26 protein-coding genes and 1 pseudogene are annotated in these 14,324 nt (G+C 65.7%); 14 read left to right on the top strand and 13 right to left on the bottom strand.

From position 1 onward, the window contains the following. The 9 genes and pseudogenes from BM228_RS31705 to BM228_RS31670 form a co-directional block, all read right to left on the bottom strand. Positions 1-241: pseudogene (locus BM228_RS31705) on the bottom strand (recombinase RecT); the annotation flags it as partial. Further along, a complete protein-coding gene (locus tag BM228_RS31700; protein WP_167367891.1) occupies positions 238-1,173 on the bottom strand; it encodes a YqaJ viral recombinase family nuclease in 936 nt (311 codons plus the stop codon). The gene BM228_RS31700 and the pseudogene BM228_RS31705, both read right to left, overlap by 4 nt. Positions 1,174-1,178: 5 nt before the next feature. Further along, entirely contained in the window at positions 1,179-1,556 is a 378-nt protein-coding gene (locus BM228_RS31695; protein ID WP_139234311.1) for a hypothetical protein, read from the bottom strand. 5 nt (positions 1,557-1,561) lie between these two features. Continuing rightward, positions 1,562-1,933, bottom strand: a complete 372-nt coding sequence (locus tag BM228_RS31690; protein ID WP_092047087.1) for a hypothetical protein — start codon at positions 1,931-1,933, stop codon at positions 1,562-1,564. Continuing rightward, positions 1,933-2,151 carry a hypothetical protein gene (locus tag BM228_RS31685; protein ID WP_092047085.1) on the bottom strand — a complete coding sequence of 73 codons (219 nt, stop codon included), beginning with the start codon at positions 2,149-2,151 and terminating at the stop codon, positions 1,933-1,935. Before BM228_RS31685 ends, BM228_RS31690 begins: the two co-directional genes overlap by 1 nt. After that, positions 2,151-2,471, bottom strand: coding sequence for a YdaS family helix-turn-helix protein (locus tag BM228_RS31680; protein WP_092047083.1), 321 nt, complete (start codon positions 2,469-2,471; stop codon positions 2,151-2,153). Before BM228_RS31680 ends, BM228_RS31685 begins: the two co-directional genes overlap by 1 nt. Next, positions 2,471-2,695: a hypothetical protein gene (locus BM228_RS31675; protein ID WP_092047081.1), complete on the bottom strand. Its 225-nt coding sequence runs from the start codon at positions 2,693-2,695 to the stop codon at positions 2,471-2,473. Before BM228_RS31675 ends, BM228_RS31680 begins: the two co-directional genes overlap by 1 nt. Then, positions 2,695-2,856 carry a hypothetical protein gene (locus BM228_RS35015; protein ID WP_167367890.1) on the bottom strand — a complete coding sequence of 54 codons (162 nt, stop codon included), beginning with the start codon at positions 2,854-2,856 and terminating at the stop codon, positions 2,695-2,697. Before BM228_RS35015 ends, BM228_RS31675 begins: the two co-directional genes overlap by 1 nt. After that, on the bottom strand, positions 2,856-3,359 hold the full coding sequence (locus BM228_RS31670) for an HNH endonuclease signature motif containing protein (RefSeq protein WP_167367889.1): 504 nt from the start codon (positions 3,357-3,359) through the stop codon (positions 2,856-2,858). The genes BM228_RS35015 and BM228_RS31670 overlap by 1 nt, the downstream gene beginning before the upstream one ends. 458 nt (positions 3,360-3,817) lie before the next feature. Between BM228_RS31670 and BM228_RS31665 the strand changes: the two genes are divergently transcribed. Then, entirely contained in the window at positions 3,818-4,084 is a 267-nt protein-coding gene (locus BM228_RS31665; protein WP_092047077.1) for a hypothetical protein, read from the top strand. 90 nt (positions 4,085-4,174) lie between these two features. On the opposite strand, the gene BM228_RS34330 is transcribed toward BM228_RS31665, so the two are convergent. Genes BM228_RS34330 through BM228_RS31655 form a run of 3 tightly spaced genes read right to left on the bottom strand, consistent with a single transcriptional unit; the run spans position 4,175 to position 5,888 of the window. After that, positions 4,175-4,804: a hypothetical protein gene (locus tag BM228_RS34330; protein ID WP_139234310.1), complete on the bottom strand. Its 630-nt coding sequence runs from the start codon at positions 4,802-4,804 to the stop codon at positions 4,175-4,177. A gap of 50 nt (positions 4,805-4,854) precedes the next feature. Next, entirely contained in the window at positions 4,855-5,112 is a 258-nt protein-coding gene (locus BM228_RS31660; RefSeq protein ID WP_092047075.1) for a hypothetical protein, read from the bottom strand. A 5-nt stretch (positions 5,113-5,117) separates the two neighbouring features. Then, positions 5,118-5,888 (bottom strand): XRE family transcriptional regulator, encoded by a 771-nt coding sequence (locus BM228_RS31655; RefSeq protein WP_244537418.1) that lies wholly within the window; start codon positions 5,886-5,888, stop codon positions 5,118-5,120. 38 nt (positions 5,889-5,926) lie between these two features. Between BM228_RS31655 and BM228_RS31650 the strand changes: the two genes are divergently transcribed. The 13 genes from BM228_RS31650 (at position 5,927) to nusG (ending at position 13,351) form a co-directional block, all read left to right on the top strand. Then, the gene (locus tag BM228_RS31650) at positions 5,927-6,157 is read left to right on the top strand and encodes a transcriptional regulator (RefSeq protein WP_092047071.1); all 231 of its coding nucleotides are present in this window, start codon (positions 5,927-5,929) and stop codon (positions 6,155-6,157) included. Next, entirely contained in the window at positions 6,157-6,387 is a 231-nt protein-coding gene (locus tag BM228_RS31645) for a hypothetical protein (RefSeq protein ID WP_092047069.1), read from the top strand. The genes BM228_RS31650 and BM228_RS31645 overlap by 1 nt, the downstream gene beginning before the upstream one ends. Further along, complete coding sequence (locus tag BM228_RS35010; protein WP_167367888.1) at positions 6,384-6,524, top strand: hypothetical protein; 141 nt, start codon at positions 6,384-6,386, stop codon at positions 6,522-6,524. Before BM228_RS31645 ends, BM228_RS35010 begins: the two co-directional genes overlap by 4 nt. A 280-nt stretch (positions 6,525-6,804) precedes the next feature. After that, positions 6,805-7,164: a hypothetical protein gene (locus BM228_RS31640; protein WP_139234309.1), complete on the top strand. Its 360-nt coding sequence runs from the start codon at positions 6,805-6,807 to the stop codon at positions 7,162-7,164. Then, the gene (locus BM228_RS31635; RefSeq protein WP_092047065.1) at positions 7,161-7,373 is read left to right on the top strand and encodes a hypothetical protein; all 213 of its coding nucleotides are present in this window, start codon (positions 7,161-7,163) and stop codon (positions 7,371-7,373) included. The genes BM228_RS31640 and BM228_RS31635 overlap by 4 nt, the downstream gene beginning before the upstream one ends. Positions 7,374-7,446: 73 nt before the next feature. After that, complete coding sequence (locus tag BM228_RS31630) at positions 7,447-7,875, top strand: Ros/MucR family transcriptional regulator (protein WP_092047063.1); 429 nt, start codon at positions 7,447-7,449, stop codon at positions 7,873-7,875. Positions 7,876-7,925: 50 nt separating this feature from the next. Beyond that, complete coding sequence (locus BM228_RS31625) at positions 7,926-8,327, top strand: hypothetical protein (RefSeq protein ID WP_092047061.1); 402 nt, start codon at positions 7,926-7,928, stop codon at positions 8,325-8,327. 3 nt (positions 8,328-8,330) lie between these two features. Continuing rightward, the gene (locus BM228_RS31620; RefSeq protein ID WP_208612141.1) at positions 8,331-8,846 is read left to right on the top strand and encodes a RuvC family protein; all 516 of its coding nucleotides are present in this window, start codon (positions 8,331-8,333) and stop codon (positions 8,844-8,846) included. Continuing rightward, positions 8,843-9,544, top strand: a complete 702-nt coding sequence (locus BM228_RS31615) for a hypothetical protein (RefSeq protein ID WP_092047059.1) — start codon at positions 8,843-8,845, stop codon at positions 9,542-9,544. Before BM228_RS31620 ends, BM228_RS31615 begins: the two co-directional genes overlap by 4 nt. Positions 9,545-9,548: 4 nt before the next feature. After that, positions 9,549-11,006 (top strand): replicative DNA helicase, encoded by a 1,458-nt coding sequence (locus tag BM228_RS31610; protein WP_092047057.1) that lies wholly within the window; start codon positions 9,549-9,551, stop codon positions 11,004-11,006. Further along, positions 11,003-12,139, top strand: coding sequence for a DUF1376 domain-containing protein (locus BM228_RS31605; protein WP_092047056.1), 1,137 nt, complete (start codon positions 11,003-11,005; stop codon positions 12,137-12,139). Before BM228_RS31610 ends, BM228_RS31605 begins: the two co-directional genes overlap by 4 nt. Then, positions 12,139-12,519, top strand: coding sequence for a hypothetical protein (locus tag BM228_RS31600; protein WP_092047054.1), 381 nt, complete (start codon positions 12,139-12,141; stop codon positions 12,517-12,519). Before BM228_RS31605 ends, BM228_RS31600 begins: the two co-directional genes overlap by 1 nt. A 16-nt stretch (positions 12,520-12,535) precedes the next feature. Further along, the gene (gene nusG, locus BM228_RS36190) at positions 12,536-13,351 is read left to right on the top strand and encodes a transcription termination/antitermination protein NusG (protein ID WP_139234308.1); all 816 of its coding nucleotides are present in this window, start codon (positions 12,536-12,538) and stop codon (positions 13,349-13,351) included. A 223-nt stretch (positions 13,352-13,574) separates the two neighbouring features. Here nusG and BM228_RS35005 read toward each other — a convergent pair whose 3' ends face one another. Further along, positions 13,575-13,712, bottom strand: a complete 138-nt coding sequence (locus tag BM228_RS35005; RefSeq protein ID WP_167367887.1) for a hypothetical protein — start codon at positions 13,710-13,712, stop codon at positions 13,575-13,577. Between the last annotated feature and the right edge of the window lie 612 nt (positions 13,713-14,324).

Here is a 14,324-nt window from a genome sequence, read left to right as displayed (position 1 = left end):
CCTCGCGCCCGTCCGGCAGCAGGCCGTCCTGGGCGGCGCGCATGGCGGAGTTGAAGAAGGACTGGCGGTCGAGGCGCATGAGCCCCGGGTTGTTCTGGACCGCGGTGAGCAGGACGCGCTTGAAGCGCTCGACCGGGATGTGCGCGGGCAGCGCCGCCTTGAACTGTTCCTCGCGGTTCGCAATCTGGTCGTTCAGCACGACGATGGGGTTGGCGGTGCGCTCGGCAACGGCGGTGCTCATGCCGCGAGGTCCTTCTGCTTGATGCGGGTGATGCGGATGGGGCGCGTGACGCGGGCCGCGACCTCGTAGGCCTTGGTCTCCTGCGTCTTCAGGCTGATCTTCCAGCCCGGCAGCGTGGCGCCGGCGGCGAAGCCGACCTTGGCGCGGATCTCGGCGTCGATCGCCTTGCAGCGCTCGTCGTCGGCCTTCATCCGGGCCTTCGTGGCGTCGCGTTCATCGAGCAGCTCCGGCAGGGCGTTGTCGCTCGAGAGGTCGATGGTCTGGCCGGTATCGCCCTGCAGGCGGGCCGCCAGCGAGGCGTCGCGCTTCCAGTCCGGCTCGGGCACGCCACCAGCCGCGACCGTTGCCCAGAACTCGGCAACCGCCCGGCGCAGCGTGTCGATGACCCCGGCGTGAATCGGGACCTCGATGATCTCCAGGGTGACGTCATGGCTGACGACGAGCGCGCCGACGGCGGCCCACTTCGCGCCGAGCAGATGCGCCTCGGTGATGACCTGCAGAGCGTAGCCGACCGGCAGCTCGACCTCGCCGGTATCGACCTCGCGCCAGTTGCGCGAGAAGATCGACCGCTCAACCGACTTCACCTGGACGGTGCCGAGACCGAAGTGCGGGCATTCGACGATGGTGTCGGGCGTGGCGCCGAGCCGGGCCGCCGGGTCGCGGAAGTAGTCGCGGTTCGACTGGATCCGCCACTCGGGCTTCTGCTCGCGCATCAGCTCGATCGCGACCGGCTCCAGAAGCCGACCGCGCCGAATCGGACCGGTCTCCTCGGCAAGTTCGCTGATCCGCCCAGTCTTCAGGGCGTGCAGCTCGTAGGCCGACATGAACGGGTGCGCGCCGACGAGGCTCGCGACCGTGGACGCCGTCACGTCCTGCGCCCGGGCGGCCAGCCACGCCTCGCGCGTGGTGAAGGGGATTCGGGTGATCTTCACGGCGGTCACTCCGCCGCCTGCGGCCGGGTCTGCGCCATGAACCGGTCGCTTTCCGCCTGCACCGCCGCGATGTGCGCCGGGTCCAGCCGGTCCTCGACCGCGGCGAACCCGCAGAGCCGGTTCAGGGCGAGCGCCGCGATCTCGGCCGCGTCGCGGCGCGTGGCCGTGCCCGAGATCGTCGGAGAGACGATCAGCAGGATGTCGTCGGCGCGATCAACGATGCAGCCAGGATTGTGGGGACTGGACTTGTACGGCCCGGGCTTACCCAGGAGCGCCATGCGGCGCGCGAAGTCGTTGGCGGTCTGCATGGTCGGCTCCTGTGTGCGGGTGAGGACGGCGCCGAGCAGCGCGATCATTGCGGCGTCGAAGGGGGTCAGGATCACCGGGGTCACTCCGGCTGGAGATCAGCGACGATGCGGGCGCGCTCGCGGGCGTCCGGCTCAATGCGGTGAAGGTGCAGCTCACTGACCGCCCTCGGCAGGCCAGCTTGGAAGGCTCGGGCCGCGTGCGCATCGGCGATGGCCGAGACCCGGACCGGCTGGGCGAGGCCCTTCGAGTTGCCGGTACCGTCGCGGCGGACGGCGATCACCACAGCACCAGGCAGATCGTCGGTCTCGACCTCGGCCATCGAGCGGATGGTGACGGCGTAGGTCCGGCCCGAGGTGCCGCGCCACTTCGAGATTGGCCACGGGAGCGAGTCCCTCAGGTGCGCGGTGGTGCGGAGCCGCTCCTCGCGCGGCAGGGTTTGGGCGGCCGACATCACGCGGCCTCCAACAGGCTCTGCGCCTCGAAGTCAGAAACGGCAGCCACCTCGTCGGAGGCCTCCAGCGCGAGCGAATCGGCGTGGTCCTGGGCGGCGAAACATGCCTCGGCCCAGCAATCGAAGTCGTCGCCGAGCGGGCCGTAGGGACTGCGCAGGGCGTAGCCGGCGCGGGTCCGCGTGACGGAGTAGCCGGCGGGAAGGTCAAGGGCGGCCATCAGCGGACCTCCATCGACAAGCAGCGACCGGTCCGGGCGAAGTGACCGCCAGCAGCAAGGTGCGCGGCGACCGCCTGCTCAGCGGTGAGAGCGCGCGGGGAAAGGTCCGGCCGCAGGTCGTTGCGGGACACGCCGGTGGCGACAGCGACCGTGTCGACATGGCCGGCCGGGCAGAACGTCCACCCGTTAACCGTGGTGGCGTGCAGGCTCAGCTGTTGGGCCAAGCGGGCGGCGCCACCGGCGGCGGCAACCGCTCGGCGCAGGGCGGCCGCGGCGCGCATCATCTGCGCGGTCGAGGAGAAGCGCGGGCGGGCGGCCATCACGCAGCCCTCGCGGCTTGCTGCTTACGGGCGACCGGGCGCCAGTAGGCCGGCATTGCCGGCTCGAACATCTGATACGGGCCGCCGACATCGCGCTCGACGAACCACTTCTCGCCCAGGCGCTTAGCGCGGCTGACGTCGAGGCTACCGGCCAGCACGGAAATCTCGACGATCTGCCCATCGGCGGGCAGCTGGTCGCGCGGGGAGATCCAGTCGGCAACCATCAGCGAACGCCCTGCGAGATGCGGCGGGCGACCAGGATGTGGTCGACGAGGTTCGCGACCGCGAACGGGCCCAGCCCGACGGTGATCGCGCCGAGGGCGGCGTACAGAACCAGCGCGGTGCAGCTGGCGTGATCGAGGTGGGCGGCAACGGCGGTGAGCATCACAGCACCTCCGCCGAAACCGCCGGCGACACGTGCGTCCATGTCTCACCGCGACGGATCTTTCGGACTGTATTCGGCGCCACGCCCATATCGGCAGCCAGTGCTCGGCCGGAGGTCCGCTCTGTTTTGATGCGTAGAACGTCGTCTCTCGTCAGCTTCCGATAGCGACCGACGCCGCCGAAGGGCTGGTGAGTCCTGTTCTTGACGGATTGATCGACGTTGTTGTCGAGCGCCGAGCCGAGAAACAGATGCTCGACGTTGATGCAGGTCGGGTTATCGCAGCGATGGCAGACGAGATGGCCGTCTGGGATCGGACCATTCGCAAAGGCGTAGGCGACCCGGTGAGCAGCGACTTTAAACCGGTCGATGTAGAATTGCCCGTAGCGTCCGCGATCAGTCGTGCCCGTGAACAGAAGGCACCCATCCAGACCGGGGATGACCTTCGCCGCCAAACGGCGGGCGATCTGATCGCGCCTCTGATCGAATAGCCTTTCGAGGTCCATTCCCATCTCCATCGGCTCGGTGAGCGGCGATGGGGATAGGTAAGCAGAACTTTCCTCGCGCTGCAAGCGAAAAAGGTAAGCCCTACTTTCCTGACGTTATCCACATTCGTCCACAGCGAACCGATTGACCGCCTCGACTCTTGGCCCGTTTTGAGGCCAGCATCAGAACACAACAGGAACAAAAACGAGGCCCGGATGGCAGCCCTGCCACGCGACATGCCGTCCGAGCTGGCGGACGTGATCGGGATTTACATCCATTGCGAGGATTGCGGCCGAAAGTCCTATTGGCCGGGGTATAAGGTAAGGGCTGCGGAACAAAAGGGTTTTCGGACAGTACAGACACTCGGCAGCCGCTTTCGCTGCCACGTATGCGAGGCACAGGGCGGCGGTGGCCGGAACGTAAGTCTTAGATTGGTTGAGCGGGGCCAGGTTTAATCTTATTGCAAGGGATAATATCTGTGCCGCTGAAGCCAATCGTTGCTCACAACGTCCAGTTGTTCGTGCTGGTCAAGGGAAAGCTCGCAGCCGGTAATATCGTAGACTGCAAGAGCCCGGCGGACGCATGTCGCGTCGCTGAAGAGAAGGTCCGGGTCGGCCGTGCGATCGGCGCGGCCGCCTTCACCCGCACGGTCGTGGATCCGGACTACGACGATGGCGGAGAGCCGGTCACGCTGGCGATCTTCGGGAGGGTGCCGCCTGGGGTGGCGGATCAGCTGCCGTTTTGAGCACACTGCGGACAAACTATCTGTGTTATCACACCGCCAATCAACAGTTCGTTCGAGCGCGCAGAATGAATGCGAATTCGCAAATCGAAATCACCGCCCAGATGATTGATGCCGGGGCGGAGATTGTTTGGGAATATCGAGGATTTGGGTCAAGTTTTGTGGCAGAGCAGGTTTATCTGGCCATGCGAAGCTTGGCTCCGGACTACCTGCAGACCGATCAAAATCTGAATTCAATTTCCGAAAAGTTAGAGCACCCCAAACGTTAGATCCGTACTGCCACGTTTCATATGAAGCATCTGCCATGTACCTCAAGTCAGAAACATTCCAACTGCGCGTTCTATAATCCAGTAAGTCTTTAGTAAATCCTTTGATTGTTACAAGTTCGCTATTTTGTACGATATTATCAAAACGAGAATGCGCAAAGCTATCTCTATAGGTCTTGCAAATGGCCGCGCATGAAAGAAAATGCTTGACATATTCCGCTTCTTCTACTGGTAACTTGGGTATAATGGCATTTCTGACGATTTCAAATCGGGTATCATCGCGCATATTTTTGCATATGAATTCGAATTCCGGGCTGTCATTACTGCATGCATAAGAGGCGAGCTGATAAAAAACGTACTCAATTTGAGACCAGCAATGTATGATAATACCTATTGCATGAAAGTGATCTTTTAGGCCAATAGAGTAGCGTGGCCAGTTATCATCAGCGCTGCTCATGTATGAGATCCCCAACAACTATATCGTCTAAGCATTAGATTTGATTGCCCTTAGTTCGCGCCACCTACATCTTCCCGCATTACTCTCAGCCCCGCCTCCACGATCCCCAGCAGGTACTCCAGCCCATTCACCCCCATCGGCACACCCACCTGCTGTCCTTCCACGGTGGTCACCACCAGGACGGCCAGAGCCTCCCCGACCATCAGCTCGGGATCGGGAAGGCAGATCGGCAGGGTGAAGTCGGTCTGGGCGCCGTCGAGCTGGACGGGGGCGGCCTTGTCGGAGCGGAAGGTGACGTCCTCGGTCATGGCGATCAGATCCCGATCAGCTCAGTCCATGGGATCACCCGATGAAGCCGGGCTACGTCGGCCTCAGCGAACACCAGTTCCTTCGCAGGATTGAACTGCTCTACGACGATCTTCCCGCCACTACGGCGGACGAGGCGCTTGACGAAAGCATCACCCGGCTCAACCTCGCTCTCGCCCTTCAGTTCGACGACAACATAGTCCCGATTTTTTGGTCGGCGGTGAGGGTCGACGTAAGCCGGGTCGCCATCCTCAAACCGCGGCACCATGCTATCGCCAACAACGTAGACGACGAAGACGTCCTTCTTGCCCTCGATGCCGGGCGGTCGGGGCGCGTAGTCAATTGTCTGTCCATTGAAGCGAAAATCGCCTTCGTCGCCACCGACACCGGTGCCAAGGACAGGGACGTCGCGCGGCCCATTCAGTTTCGGCAGATCGATCTTCTGAGGCTTGCTCGGTCGCCGCACATTCGGTTGAGGCTTAAGGGGCTCAACAGGCGGCCCATCCAGAAAGAGCATTTCGCCCCGCATCGCTGCGGATAGATCGATTCCAAGGAAATCGGCCAAGCGGGGAAGGCGGTCACGTTGCGGACCGCTATCACTGGTCTCCCAAATCGTCACCGCGTTCCGCGTGATGCCGAACTCAGCCGCGATCTGGGCCTGCGTGATGCTGCGGGCCTTCCGAGCTTCTTTTATGACGTTGCCGAGCGGAGTGGGCATACCCGACAGCGTGTAAGCAACCCTTTCACGCTCGCTAGGCCAGAATTTCTTACCTGCCATCTTGTCGGGAAGGTAAGTTTGGCTTACCCTTCTCCGTTATGGAACCGACCGCACTCCAACGAGCGATCGAAGCTGCCGGCGGCACGAAGGCGCTGAGCCGCAAAATCGGGATTTCTTCACAGGCCATCAGCCAGTGGCAGGAGTGCCCGCCGCTTCGCGTGCTTGGGGTCGAGGAAGCCAGCGGAATCTCGCGGCACGAGCTGCGTCCAGATCTATACCCGATTGCTTCAGACACCGCTCCTGCTCCCCTCGCTGCGAGCGCCGCCTGATGCCGGCCGCTCGCGACCTCACCCTCGACGAGCACGGCGTGAAGCGCGCTGGCCACTACGTCGTGACCTGCGGCGTGGCACCGGCAGGCGGCATCTTCATCGTCGCCGACATGTTCACGCGGCTCGACGCCGAGGCCGCCGACCACTTGGCCGCTCTCCTGCGCGAGCACGCGCACAACGAGCGTGTCGTCGAGACCGCTCGGTTGGTCTGCGCGGAGGCCACCCGATGATCGTGCTCATGCAGATCTGGGCTCTGTCCGCCGCCGTGCTTCTGGTCGGGTGTCTGCTCCGGCTGCACCCGGTGACGGTGGCGATTATGCTGCCGCCGATCACCTGCATGTTCCTGGTCGTGCGGGTGCTCGCATGACCACACCATTCCCATCGCGCTCCGGCGCGTCAGACCTCGACCAGGGCGTCCCCAGGACCGTCCTGAGCGGAACCCGTTCGCCGGGCATGGGCCGAGAAAGCCCCGGTACCTTTTCCGCATCCCTGCCTTCTGCCCGCCAAGACGTCGGCCGGGATGCTGTTCGTGTGCCTGCGTATCTCTCCTTTCCGCAGGGTGATCGCTGATGTCGGCCGCCTCCTGCATCCCCGGCCAGTCCTCCTCGTCCCCGTCGTCCCCGATGTTCACAGCATCGAGGAAGAGCATGCGAACGTCTGAGTCTGTTGTGCGAAAAATTGGGGTTCTCGAGCCCCAGGTTTTCGGAGCGCGGATCGCCGGATTCCTGAGGTCGATCCACCCGCAGAAGACCGCCATCTGCGTCGAGGCCGAGACCCGGATCTCGTCGCGCACGGTGTCGAAGTGGCTGGAGGGCGCCTCGTCGCCTGCCGGCAACGCCTACCACCGCCTGATCGAGGTCTACGGGCCCGAGCTGTTCGTGTTCGTAAACCCGGACGCTTCGCCCGCTTCCTTGCGCGAGGCAGCCCTCATGTGCCGGCAGGCGCGCCTCGAGCGCCAGGTCGAGGAGAAGCAGCGCGAGATCGCCGCGCTGAGGGCCGCCCGATGAAGTTCGAGGCCGCCATCCTCCGCGCGATCGCGCATCTGCTGCAGCACATCGCCGACAGCATGATCTGGTTCGGCAGCGCCGTGATCGACGGAGCTGCGTCGGTTCTCCGCGTCTCGCGGTCCTGCATGGACCGCGCCCGCGAGTGGGACCCCCGCCTCTGGGACCGCGACCACGATCCCCGCAGCGACACCCGGGAGCGCCGGCCGTGACGCTCTTCGCTCTCCGCTTCCCCGGCTGAAAGGCCCGCCCACGCGGGGCGCTCCCGCGCGACAGGAGCACACGATGTTCGACCAACAGCCCGAGATCGACATCGCCGTGGACTACACGGTCAACGTCGTCGCCAGCTACGTCCGCGGCAACCACGTCGCGGCGTCCGAGCTGCCGGCGCTGATCGGGGCCGTGCACGCGGCGATCGTCGACCTCGGCAAGGCCGCCGCCTCGGTTGAGGCCGACGTCGCCAAACCCAGCCCGGCCGAGATCCGCAAGTCCATCCGGCCCGACGGCTTGGTCAGCTTCATCGACGGCCGCTCCTACAAGACCCTGAAGCGCCACCTCAACGGCAATGGGCTCGACCCGCACGCCTACCGCCAGCGCTTCGGTTTGCCCGCCGACTACCCGATGGTCTCGGCCGACTATTCCGCAAGGCGCTCCGCGATCTCGAAGGCCATGGGCCTCGGCCGGAGCCCGCGGCCGCTGCAGGCCGTCGCCTGACCCACCCCTAAGCGCAACACGAGGCGGGTCGAGCCCGCAAGGAGAGAGCTATGGCCGAAAAACTGAAGAATCCGAAAGCCAAAGCCGGGATCCACCCGGAGGTGCTGAAGTCGCTCATCTCGAAATGCGACTCGATGAAAGCCGACATGGACGAGTCCCGCGGTGAGCTGGGCGCGGCCGTGAAGGATGCCGAGGAGGTCCACGGCATCAACCGCAAGGCGTTCAAGCTGGTCCTGTCGCTGAAGCGGATGGAGCAGGACAAGCGGGACGAGTTCCTGAAGTCGCTGATCGACTACGTCGAGAAGCTCGACCTCGGCCCGCAGGCGGACCTCTTCGACGAGGGCGACGAGGCCGGCCGCCGCGCCGCGCAGGAATCCGCCACCGCCGCCGAGGATACGGCCGCCGAGAACGCCCGCCGCCTCAAGGGCGGCATCAAGCAGCTGGCGCACTGAGCCATGGCGCTGCCGAAGATCCTCGCCCTCGACTTGGCCACCCGCCTTGGGTGGGCCTGCGGTTCGCCCGACGGGGAGCCGACCTATGGGTCCAAGCTGCTTCCGTCCACCGGGCCCGAGATCGGACGCTTCGGCGACGCCTACGACGAGTGGCTCCTCGACATGATCACGCTGGAGAATCCGGCGCTGGTCGTGTTCGAGGCGCCATTCGTCAGCGGCACTGGCAACGCGAACACCGCACGCAAGCTCATGGGACTGTGCTGGCAGACCGAGCTCGCCTGCTACCGCCGGCAGATCCGCTGCATGGAGCACGGCAACACCAGCGTGAAGAAGCTCTTCGCCGGCAGCGGCCGCGCTGAGAAGCACGAGATGATCGCGGCGGCCCAGCGGCATGGCTGGAATCCGAAGGACGACCACGCCGCCGACGCCCTCGGCCTGTGGGCCTGCGCTGTTCACGAGAAGGCGCCGAAGTACTCGCGCCTGAAGCTCGGCGCCCTCGGCGCTGTGAGGGCGGCATGATTCCGACCGGCCACACGTCCGTTATGGCGTCCAGGCGGGAGCCGCCGGACAGCCTCGACTTCTTCCCGACGCCACCATGGGCGACGCGCGCGTTGTGCGAGCACGTGCTCCCGCACCTCGGTCTGCAGCAAGACATGCAGTTCGACGCGTGCTGGGACCCGGCCTGCGGCGAAGGCCACATGTTCGAGGTGCTCCTGGAGTACTTCGGCGGCGGCGGCTGGGGCTCGGACATCTTCGATTACGGGCGAGACTACCGCGTCGAGGACTTCCTCGACGACCGAACCGTAATCGGCTCGCCCGAAGACGGGATGGCGCCAGAGTTCATCATCACCAACCCGCCGTTCCGCCCGGCCACCGCCTTCACCCTACGCGCGCTTACGCTGGCGCCAGTTGTCGCGATGCTGCTGCGCACCGTGTGGGTTGAGGGCGTCGAGCGCTATGAGACCCTGTTCCGCGATCGGCCGCCGACGCTGTTCGCACCATTCGTCGAGCGCGTGCCGATGACGAAGGGCCGATGGGATCCGGACGCCGGTACGGCCACGTCCTATGCCTGGTTCGTATGGGTTCGCGGGCGCGCTCCGCAGGCACCGTTCTGGATTCCGCCCGGCTGCCGTAGGGCGCTCACCCGCCCCGACGATGCAGCGCGCTTCGGTGTCCAGGCATCCTCGCCGCTCTTCGACCTCGCGGCGGCGGAGTAGCACCATGGCCCGCGATCCCGCCGCTGTTCTCGCGTTCCGGCAGCCCGAAGGCCAAGCCGTCCCGCCGCACAACATCGAGGCCGAACAGGCGCTCATCGGCATTTTGATGATGAAGCCGGAGCACGTACCGGCCGTCGCCCAGATCGTCCAGCCCGAGCACTTCTACTTCGCCGATCACCAGGAGGTGTTCGGGATCATTGAGGCGCTGGTGGCGGCCGGCAGTTCACCCACGCCCATTGCGGTGAAGGGCTATCTGCAGCGGCCGAACGTCGGTGAGCGCCCAGCCATCGCCTATCTCGCGGGCTGCACTGGCGAGTTGCTGAATTGGGACGCCGTCGGCTACGCGCAGATCGTCCGCGATCTCGCGTCGCGCCGAGCGCTCCTAACGATCGCCGACGAGCTCGCCGAAAAGGCCCGGACCTCGATTCCCGGCACGCTGGCGCAGGGCATCATTGACGAGACCGAGCAGGCGCTGCTCGACGTCCGCGCCGTCGTTCCTCAGGCTCACCTTGCCGGCCAGACGACAGCGCAGGGCACGGCCTGGATGATGGAGCGCATCTCCGGGCTGCGGTCCGGCCTGCTGCAGGTGACTTCGATCAGCACCGGCATCCCCGATCTGGACCGGGCCACCAACGGCGGCTTCCAGCGCGGGCAGCTCTACCTCCTGTCGGCCCGGCCCGGCATGGGCAAGACGGTCGCCCTGACCTCGCTCTCGCGCCTCGCGGCCCGGGACGCCGGCGTGCTCGTCTACCAGTGCGAGGTGACCCGGGATCAGCAATGGGCCCGGTATCTCGCCGACCTCTCCTACGTCCACAATCGGCCGCTGACGTTCGGCAAGATCATGGCCGGCGTCGACCTCGACGACGAGGAGGTCTGGCGCCTGGAGGATGCCGCCAAGCGGCTCGACCAGTTGCACCTCAAGCTCGAATGCGAGCCGTCGGTCAGCGTCGCGCAAATCACGTTCGGGGTGAAGCAGGAGAAGCGCCGGCTCGCCAAGCTGGGCGTGCGCCTCGGCGTCGTCTTCATCGACTACCTGAAATACATCAAGGCGTCGGACCGCTATCAGGGCAACCGCGTCCTGGAGATCGGCGAGATCTCCGGCTCGCTGAAGCAGCTCGCGAAAGCCGAAGACGTCTGCATCGTCTTGCTGACCCAGCTCAACCGCCAGGTCGAGGCGGAGGGCCGCGCTGACCGCCGCCCGGGCCTCGCCGACCTCCGGGACTCGGGCGAGCTGGAGCAGGACGCCGACACGGTGATCTTCCTCTACCGCGAGGCCTACTACCTCGAGAAGAAGTTCAAGGCGACCGGCGACGCCGAGATCGGCGCCCGCCTGTTCGAGCGCCAGAACAGCCTCGAGATGATCCTCGGCAAGAACCGCTCCGGCCCGGCGACGACCGTCGATCTCTGGGTCGACGTGGCCTCCTCCAAGATCGCACCCACCACACAGGGGCTTGCCCGATGACCGAACGCGCCGATCTTCCCGCGCCGCTGGTCCCCGCCGACATTGATATCGCGGGCCTTTCCAGCTTCCTCCTCGACATCGACCGGCTGTTCCATTCCGAGCTCTGGGCGCTGTCCACGGGCGAAGAGTTCAAGGCCGCAGTCGCGCTCTGGGGGCACGCCTGGCGGCAGCGTCCGGCCGGCTCGCTGCCCAACGACGACCGCCTCCTGGCCGCATTCTCCGGGGCCGGCGGACGCTGGAAAAAGGTCAAGGCGATCGCGTTGCGCGGGTTCGTCCTGTGCTCCGATAATCGCTTCTATCATCGGGTTTTATGCGAGGACGTGCTCAGAGCCGCGAAATCGAAGGATGCGCGGAAGGAGAGGACTGCGGCGGCGACCCGCGCTCGTCAGGCGAAGAGTGAGCCGGACCAAACCCCTCCATCCGGCGGCAAAAAACCCAATGGTATCAACGAAACGCCCGACCGTAACGTTGGTCGTAACGGTCAACGTAACGAAGGACGTGACGACCAACGTCACGATGTACGTCACGAACGACGTGACGAAACCGTGGCGATCACGTCACGGTCACCGTTACGTTCACCCATAGCAGGGCATAGCAGTACAGAAGAAGAGAATAACCCGGCGGCGGCCTGTGAACCTGTACCGTCGCGCGCCGCCGCGCCGCCGCCGCTGGCCTGGAATTGCCGGGAAAATTTCGACCGGGTCGAACGCCGTTGCCGGGAGGTGCTGCCCCGGGATTGGGTCCAGGACCTCGTCGTCAGCCCGATGGCTCGACTGGAGGCCGATGGCGTCGACCTTGAGGCCGAGATCGTCCCTGTCCTGCTCGACCTCGCCGCCTGCCGTCGGACCCCGATTCGGACCTGGTCGCTGCTCGCCAACACCGTCGCCGAGCGGGTCGCCACCCAGCGGTCGATGCGCACCGCGGAGGGCCTGTCGCCGGTGCCCGCCGCGCCGGTCGCCGACGACGAGAAGATCGACCTCGGCTCGCCCTACGGCGCTTACCCCGAGGCCACGCTGCGGATCGTGGTCGCCAAGCACCGCGAGATGGGTGGCTGGGTCGAGCACCTGTTCGGGCCGCCGCCCGGCCGGCCCGGCTGCAAGATCCCGCCCCGCCTGCTGCTAGAGGCCGCGTGATGGGCCGCCCCAGCACCCGCCCCGCCCCGAAATCCGGCGCCGCGCTGCGCTACGAGCGCCTGCGTCGGGAAGCGACCGAAGCGCTGCGAGCCCAGGCCGCGCAGCACGTCGAGGTCACCGCCCCGCCGCGGCCGGCGCATCCCGTCGGCGCCTGGCCAATCGCCGACCTTCGCGAAGGCCAGTGCCGGTTCCCCTGCACCAGCTTCCGGGCCCAGCCCGCCGATCACCGGTTCTGCGGCGAGCCCGTGGCCTGGAAGGGCGGCAAGCCGACCAGCTGGTGCCGGGAGCACCTGCCGGTCGTGAGCGGCGCGCCGGGGCGGCATGCCGGCGGGGCGAGCGTGGCCGATGTCGAGGCCCTAGAAGCGGCGAAGGGAGCGTAGCGTGGTCGGACGCCGGATGACCCAGAGGCAGCGCCTCAAGCAGAAGCTGGAGCGTGAGCGGGCGCACAAGGCGTTCATGCGCCGCGGCGAGATCCTGCACGACGAGCGGGCCCAGCGTGACGCTGCGGACGCCGAAAAGGGGTCGGACGCCAAGCCGACCGAGACCCCACGGGAGCGGCACCAGCGCGAGCAGCGGGAGCGCGAAGCCGAGCGCATCGCCGCCCGGCGGGCCGAGCATGAACTGCCCGAGGGCAAGCAGTGGGCGATGGTCGAGGCCTGCGCCGGGCACGCCGGGGAGCTATGCGAGCGGCTCCGGAAGGCCGGTATCCCGTTCTTCCGGCCAAGGGACGACATTGAGCAGCGGCTCGCCACCGGGCAGGTCCGGAAGATCCGGGTGGCGCTGTTCGACCGCACCGTGTTCGTTGGCATCGATCACCGGGACGATCTGGATCGGCTGGCGCAGCGGTACCCGTGGCTGATGGAGCGGCGGGTCTATGGCGCGATGCCGGGGCTGCGGCAGGACCGGGAGTGGGCGTGGACCGTCGAGCGCGTCGAGCGACGGGAGAGCGGCTTTGACATCGTCCCGGTCACGGTCCCGGACCAGGAGATGCGCGTCTTCGCCGAGGAACTGATCGGCGCCGCCCCGATCCTAGATGATCTGGACCGGATCGAGATCGGCGAGACCGTGCAGGTGGTCGATGGCCCGTTCGCCAGCTTTGACGGCGTGATCGAGGAAACCGACACGGCGCGGAACCGGTACAAGGTCTCGGTCAACATCTTCGGTCGCGGCACTCCGGTGGAGTTGGAGCGGCAACAGTTCGAGCGGGCGTGATCCACAGCCTGCGGTTGACTCATCGGCCGGGCTCTGAATCTATGCGGCCTTCACCGCACGCGGTGTTGGTCTCTGCTCGTACTCCCCGCCAGGGTTGAGAACAGATGAGACGAGGGGGCTTCGAGCCACCCTCACTGCTACTGCTATGGCCTCACGAAATAGATGATGGTCATCTGCTGGCTCCCATCTCCCAAACGAGAGAGGGGGCCGAAGCCCCCTCCGATCAGGCCGCCCGGGCCTTGTACCGGACGATCCCGCAGGAGTTGAGCAGATCGACCCGCTTGTGAGCCTCGTGCTCGCTGATCTTGGTGAGAACGATCTTGTTGAGCTTGGTATCGATGATCTGGAAGGACTTGTTCATTTGCTTGGTTCCTCGCTGCTGATGACCAAGTAATACTTCAGAGCACTTCGAACGTCAACAAGCATTAGCGCAGTAGCGCGAAGTTTTTTCTCGCGCGCTCAAGTATAGACAAAGACCGGAAGGTTGAAGCCGGTCACCTTCGACATGAATGGACGCAAGTAAAGGGGCCGTCGATGCGCGTCTTGCTACCCGCTCCCGGCCCTGACGAATGCGGCGCGTGCCGCTACGGCGCTCTGCACCCCGACGACCACTCGGTCGGTCAGTGCCGCATCAGCCGCCCCACCATGGGCGACCAGACAGCAGAAGCTATGTGGCCCCTCGTACAGGCCACCGACTTCTGCGGTGAGTACGAACGGCGCTACGTTGTAGAGGCACAGCCCCCATGCCCTGTGGATGCACACGGCGCCGCATAGCCTTCGCAGGCGCCATCCGCTCCACCCTGCGCGGCGCACCTGGTGCCATCGCACCCGCCGCCCGCATGATCGTCCGCACCACCGTCGAGGACGTCGAGGCCATGGCCCGGCGGATAGTGACCGGTCGGGCGGGGGTGGGATCTGGTATACCAAAGGGCCGCGACCATCCCAATCCGTGACATTTGAGCAACAGTCGGGG

Source organism: Methylobacterium pseudosasicola, from assembly GCF_900114535.1.
GTDB lineage: Bacteria > Pseudomonadota > Alphaproteobacteria > Rhizobiales > Beijerinckiaceae > Methylobacterium > Methylobacterium pseudosasicola.
This window is presented reverse-complemented; position numbering and strand designations above follow the sequence as displayed.

Coding starts and splice junctions, on each gene's coding strand:
- BM228_RS31660 (WP_092047075.1), bottom strand. CDS start 5,112: ATGACCGAGGACGTCACCTTCCGCTCCGACAAGGCCGCCCCCGTCCAG.
- BM228_RS31605 (WP_092047056.1), top strand. CDS start 11,003: ATGACCGAACGCGCCGATCTTCCCGCGCCGCTGGTCCCCGCCGACATT.
- BM228_RS31620 (WP_208612141.1), top strand. CDS start 8,331: ATGGCGCTGCCGAAGATCCTCGCCCTCGACTTGGCCACCCGCCTTGGG.
- BM228_RS31640 (WP_139234309.1), top strand. CDS start 6,805: ATGCGAACGTCTGAGTCTGTTGTGCGAAAAATTGGGGTTCTCGAGCCC.
- BM228_RS31675 (WP_092047081.1), bottom strand. CDS start 2,695: ATGGTTGCCGACTGGATCTCCCCGCGCGACCAGCTGCCCGCCGATGGG.
- nusG (WP_139234308.1), top strand. CDS start 12,536: ATGACCCAGAGGCAGCGCCTCAAGCAGAAGCTGGAGCGTGAGCGGGCG.
- BM228_RS31630 (WP_092047063.1), top strand. CDS start 7,447: ATGTTCGACCAACAGCCCGAGATCGACATCGCCGTGGACTACACGGTC.
- BM228_RS31685 (WP_092047085.1), bottom strand. CDS start 2,151: ATGGCCGCCCTTGACCTTCCCGCCGGCTACTCCGTCACGCGGACCCGC.
- BM228_RS34330 (WP_139234310.1), bottom strand. CDS start 4,804: ATGAGCAGCGCTGATGATAACTGGCCACGCTACTCTATTGGCCTAAAA.
- BM228_RS31645 (WP_092047069.1), top strand. CDS start 6,157: ATGCCGGCCGCTCGCGACCTCACCCTCGACGAGCACGGCGTGAAGCGC.
- BM228_RS31650 (WP_092047071.1), top strand. CDS start 5,927: ATGGAACCGACCGCACTCCAACGAGCGATCGAAGCTGCCGGCGGCACG.
- BM228_RS31670 (WP_167367889.1), bottom strand. CDS start 3,359: ATGGACCTCGAAAGGCTATTCGATCAGAGGCGCGATCAGATCGCCCGC.
- BM228_RS31600 (WP_092047054.1), top strand. CDS start 12,139: ATGGGCCGCCCCAGCACCCGCCCCGCCCCGAAATCCGGCGCCGCGCTG.
- BM228_RS31680 (WP_092047083.1), bottom strand. CDS start 2,471: ATGGCCGCCCGCCCGCGCTTCTCCTCGACCGCGCAGATGATGCGCGCC.
- BM228_RS35005 (WP_167367887.1), bottom strand. CDS start 13,712: ATGAACAAGTCCTTCCAGATCATCGATACCAAGCTCAACAAGATCGTT.
- BM228_RS31615 (WP_092047059.1), top strand. CDS start 8,843: ATGATTCCGACCGGCCACACGTCCGTTATGGCGTCCAGGCGGGAGCCG.
- BM228_RS31625 (WP_092047061.1), top strand. CDS start 7,926: ATGGCCGAAAAACTGAAGAATCCGAAAGCCAAAGCCGGGATCCACCCG.
- BM228_RS35015 (WP_167367890.1), bottom strand. CDS start 2,856: ATGCTCACCGCCGTTGCCGCCCACCTCGATCACGCCAGCTGCACCGCG.
- BM228_RS31610 (WP_092047057.1), top strand. CDS start 9,549: ATGGCCCGCGATCCCGCCGCTGTTCTCGCGTTCCGGCAGCCCGAAGGC.
- BM228_RS35010 (WP_167367888.1), top strand. CDS start 6,384: ATGATCGTGCTCATGCAGATCTGGGCTCTGTCCGCCGCCGTGCTTCTG.
- BM228_RS31690 (WP_092047087.1), bottom strand. CDS start 1,933: ATGTCGGCCGCCCAAACCCTGCCGCGCGAGGAGCGGCTCCGCACCACC.
- BM228_RS31635 (WP_092047065.1), top strand. CDS start 7,161: ATGAAGTTCGAGGCCGCCATCCTCCGCGCGATCGCGCATCTGCTGCAG.
- BM228_RS31655 (WP_244537418.1), bottom strand. CDS start 5,888: ATGGCAGGTAAGAAATTCTGGCCTAGCGAGCGTGAAAGGGTTGCTTAC.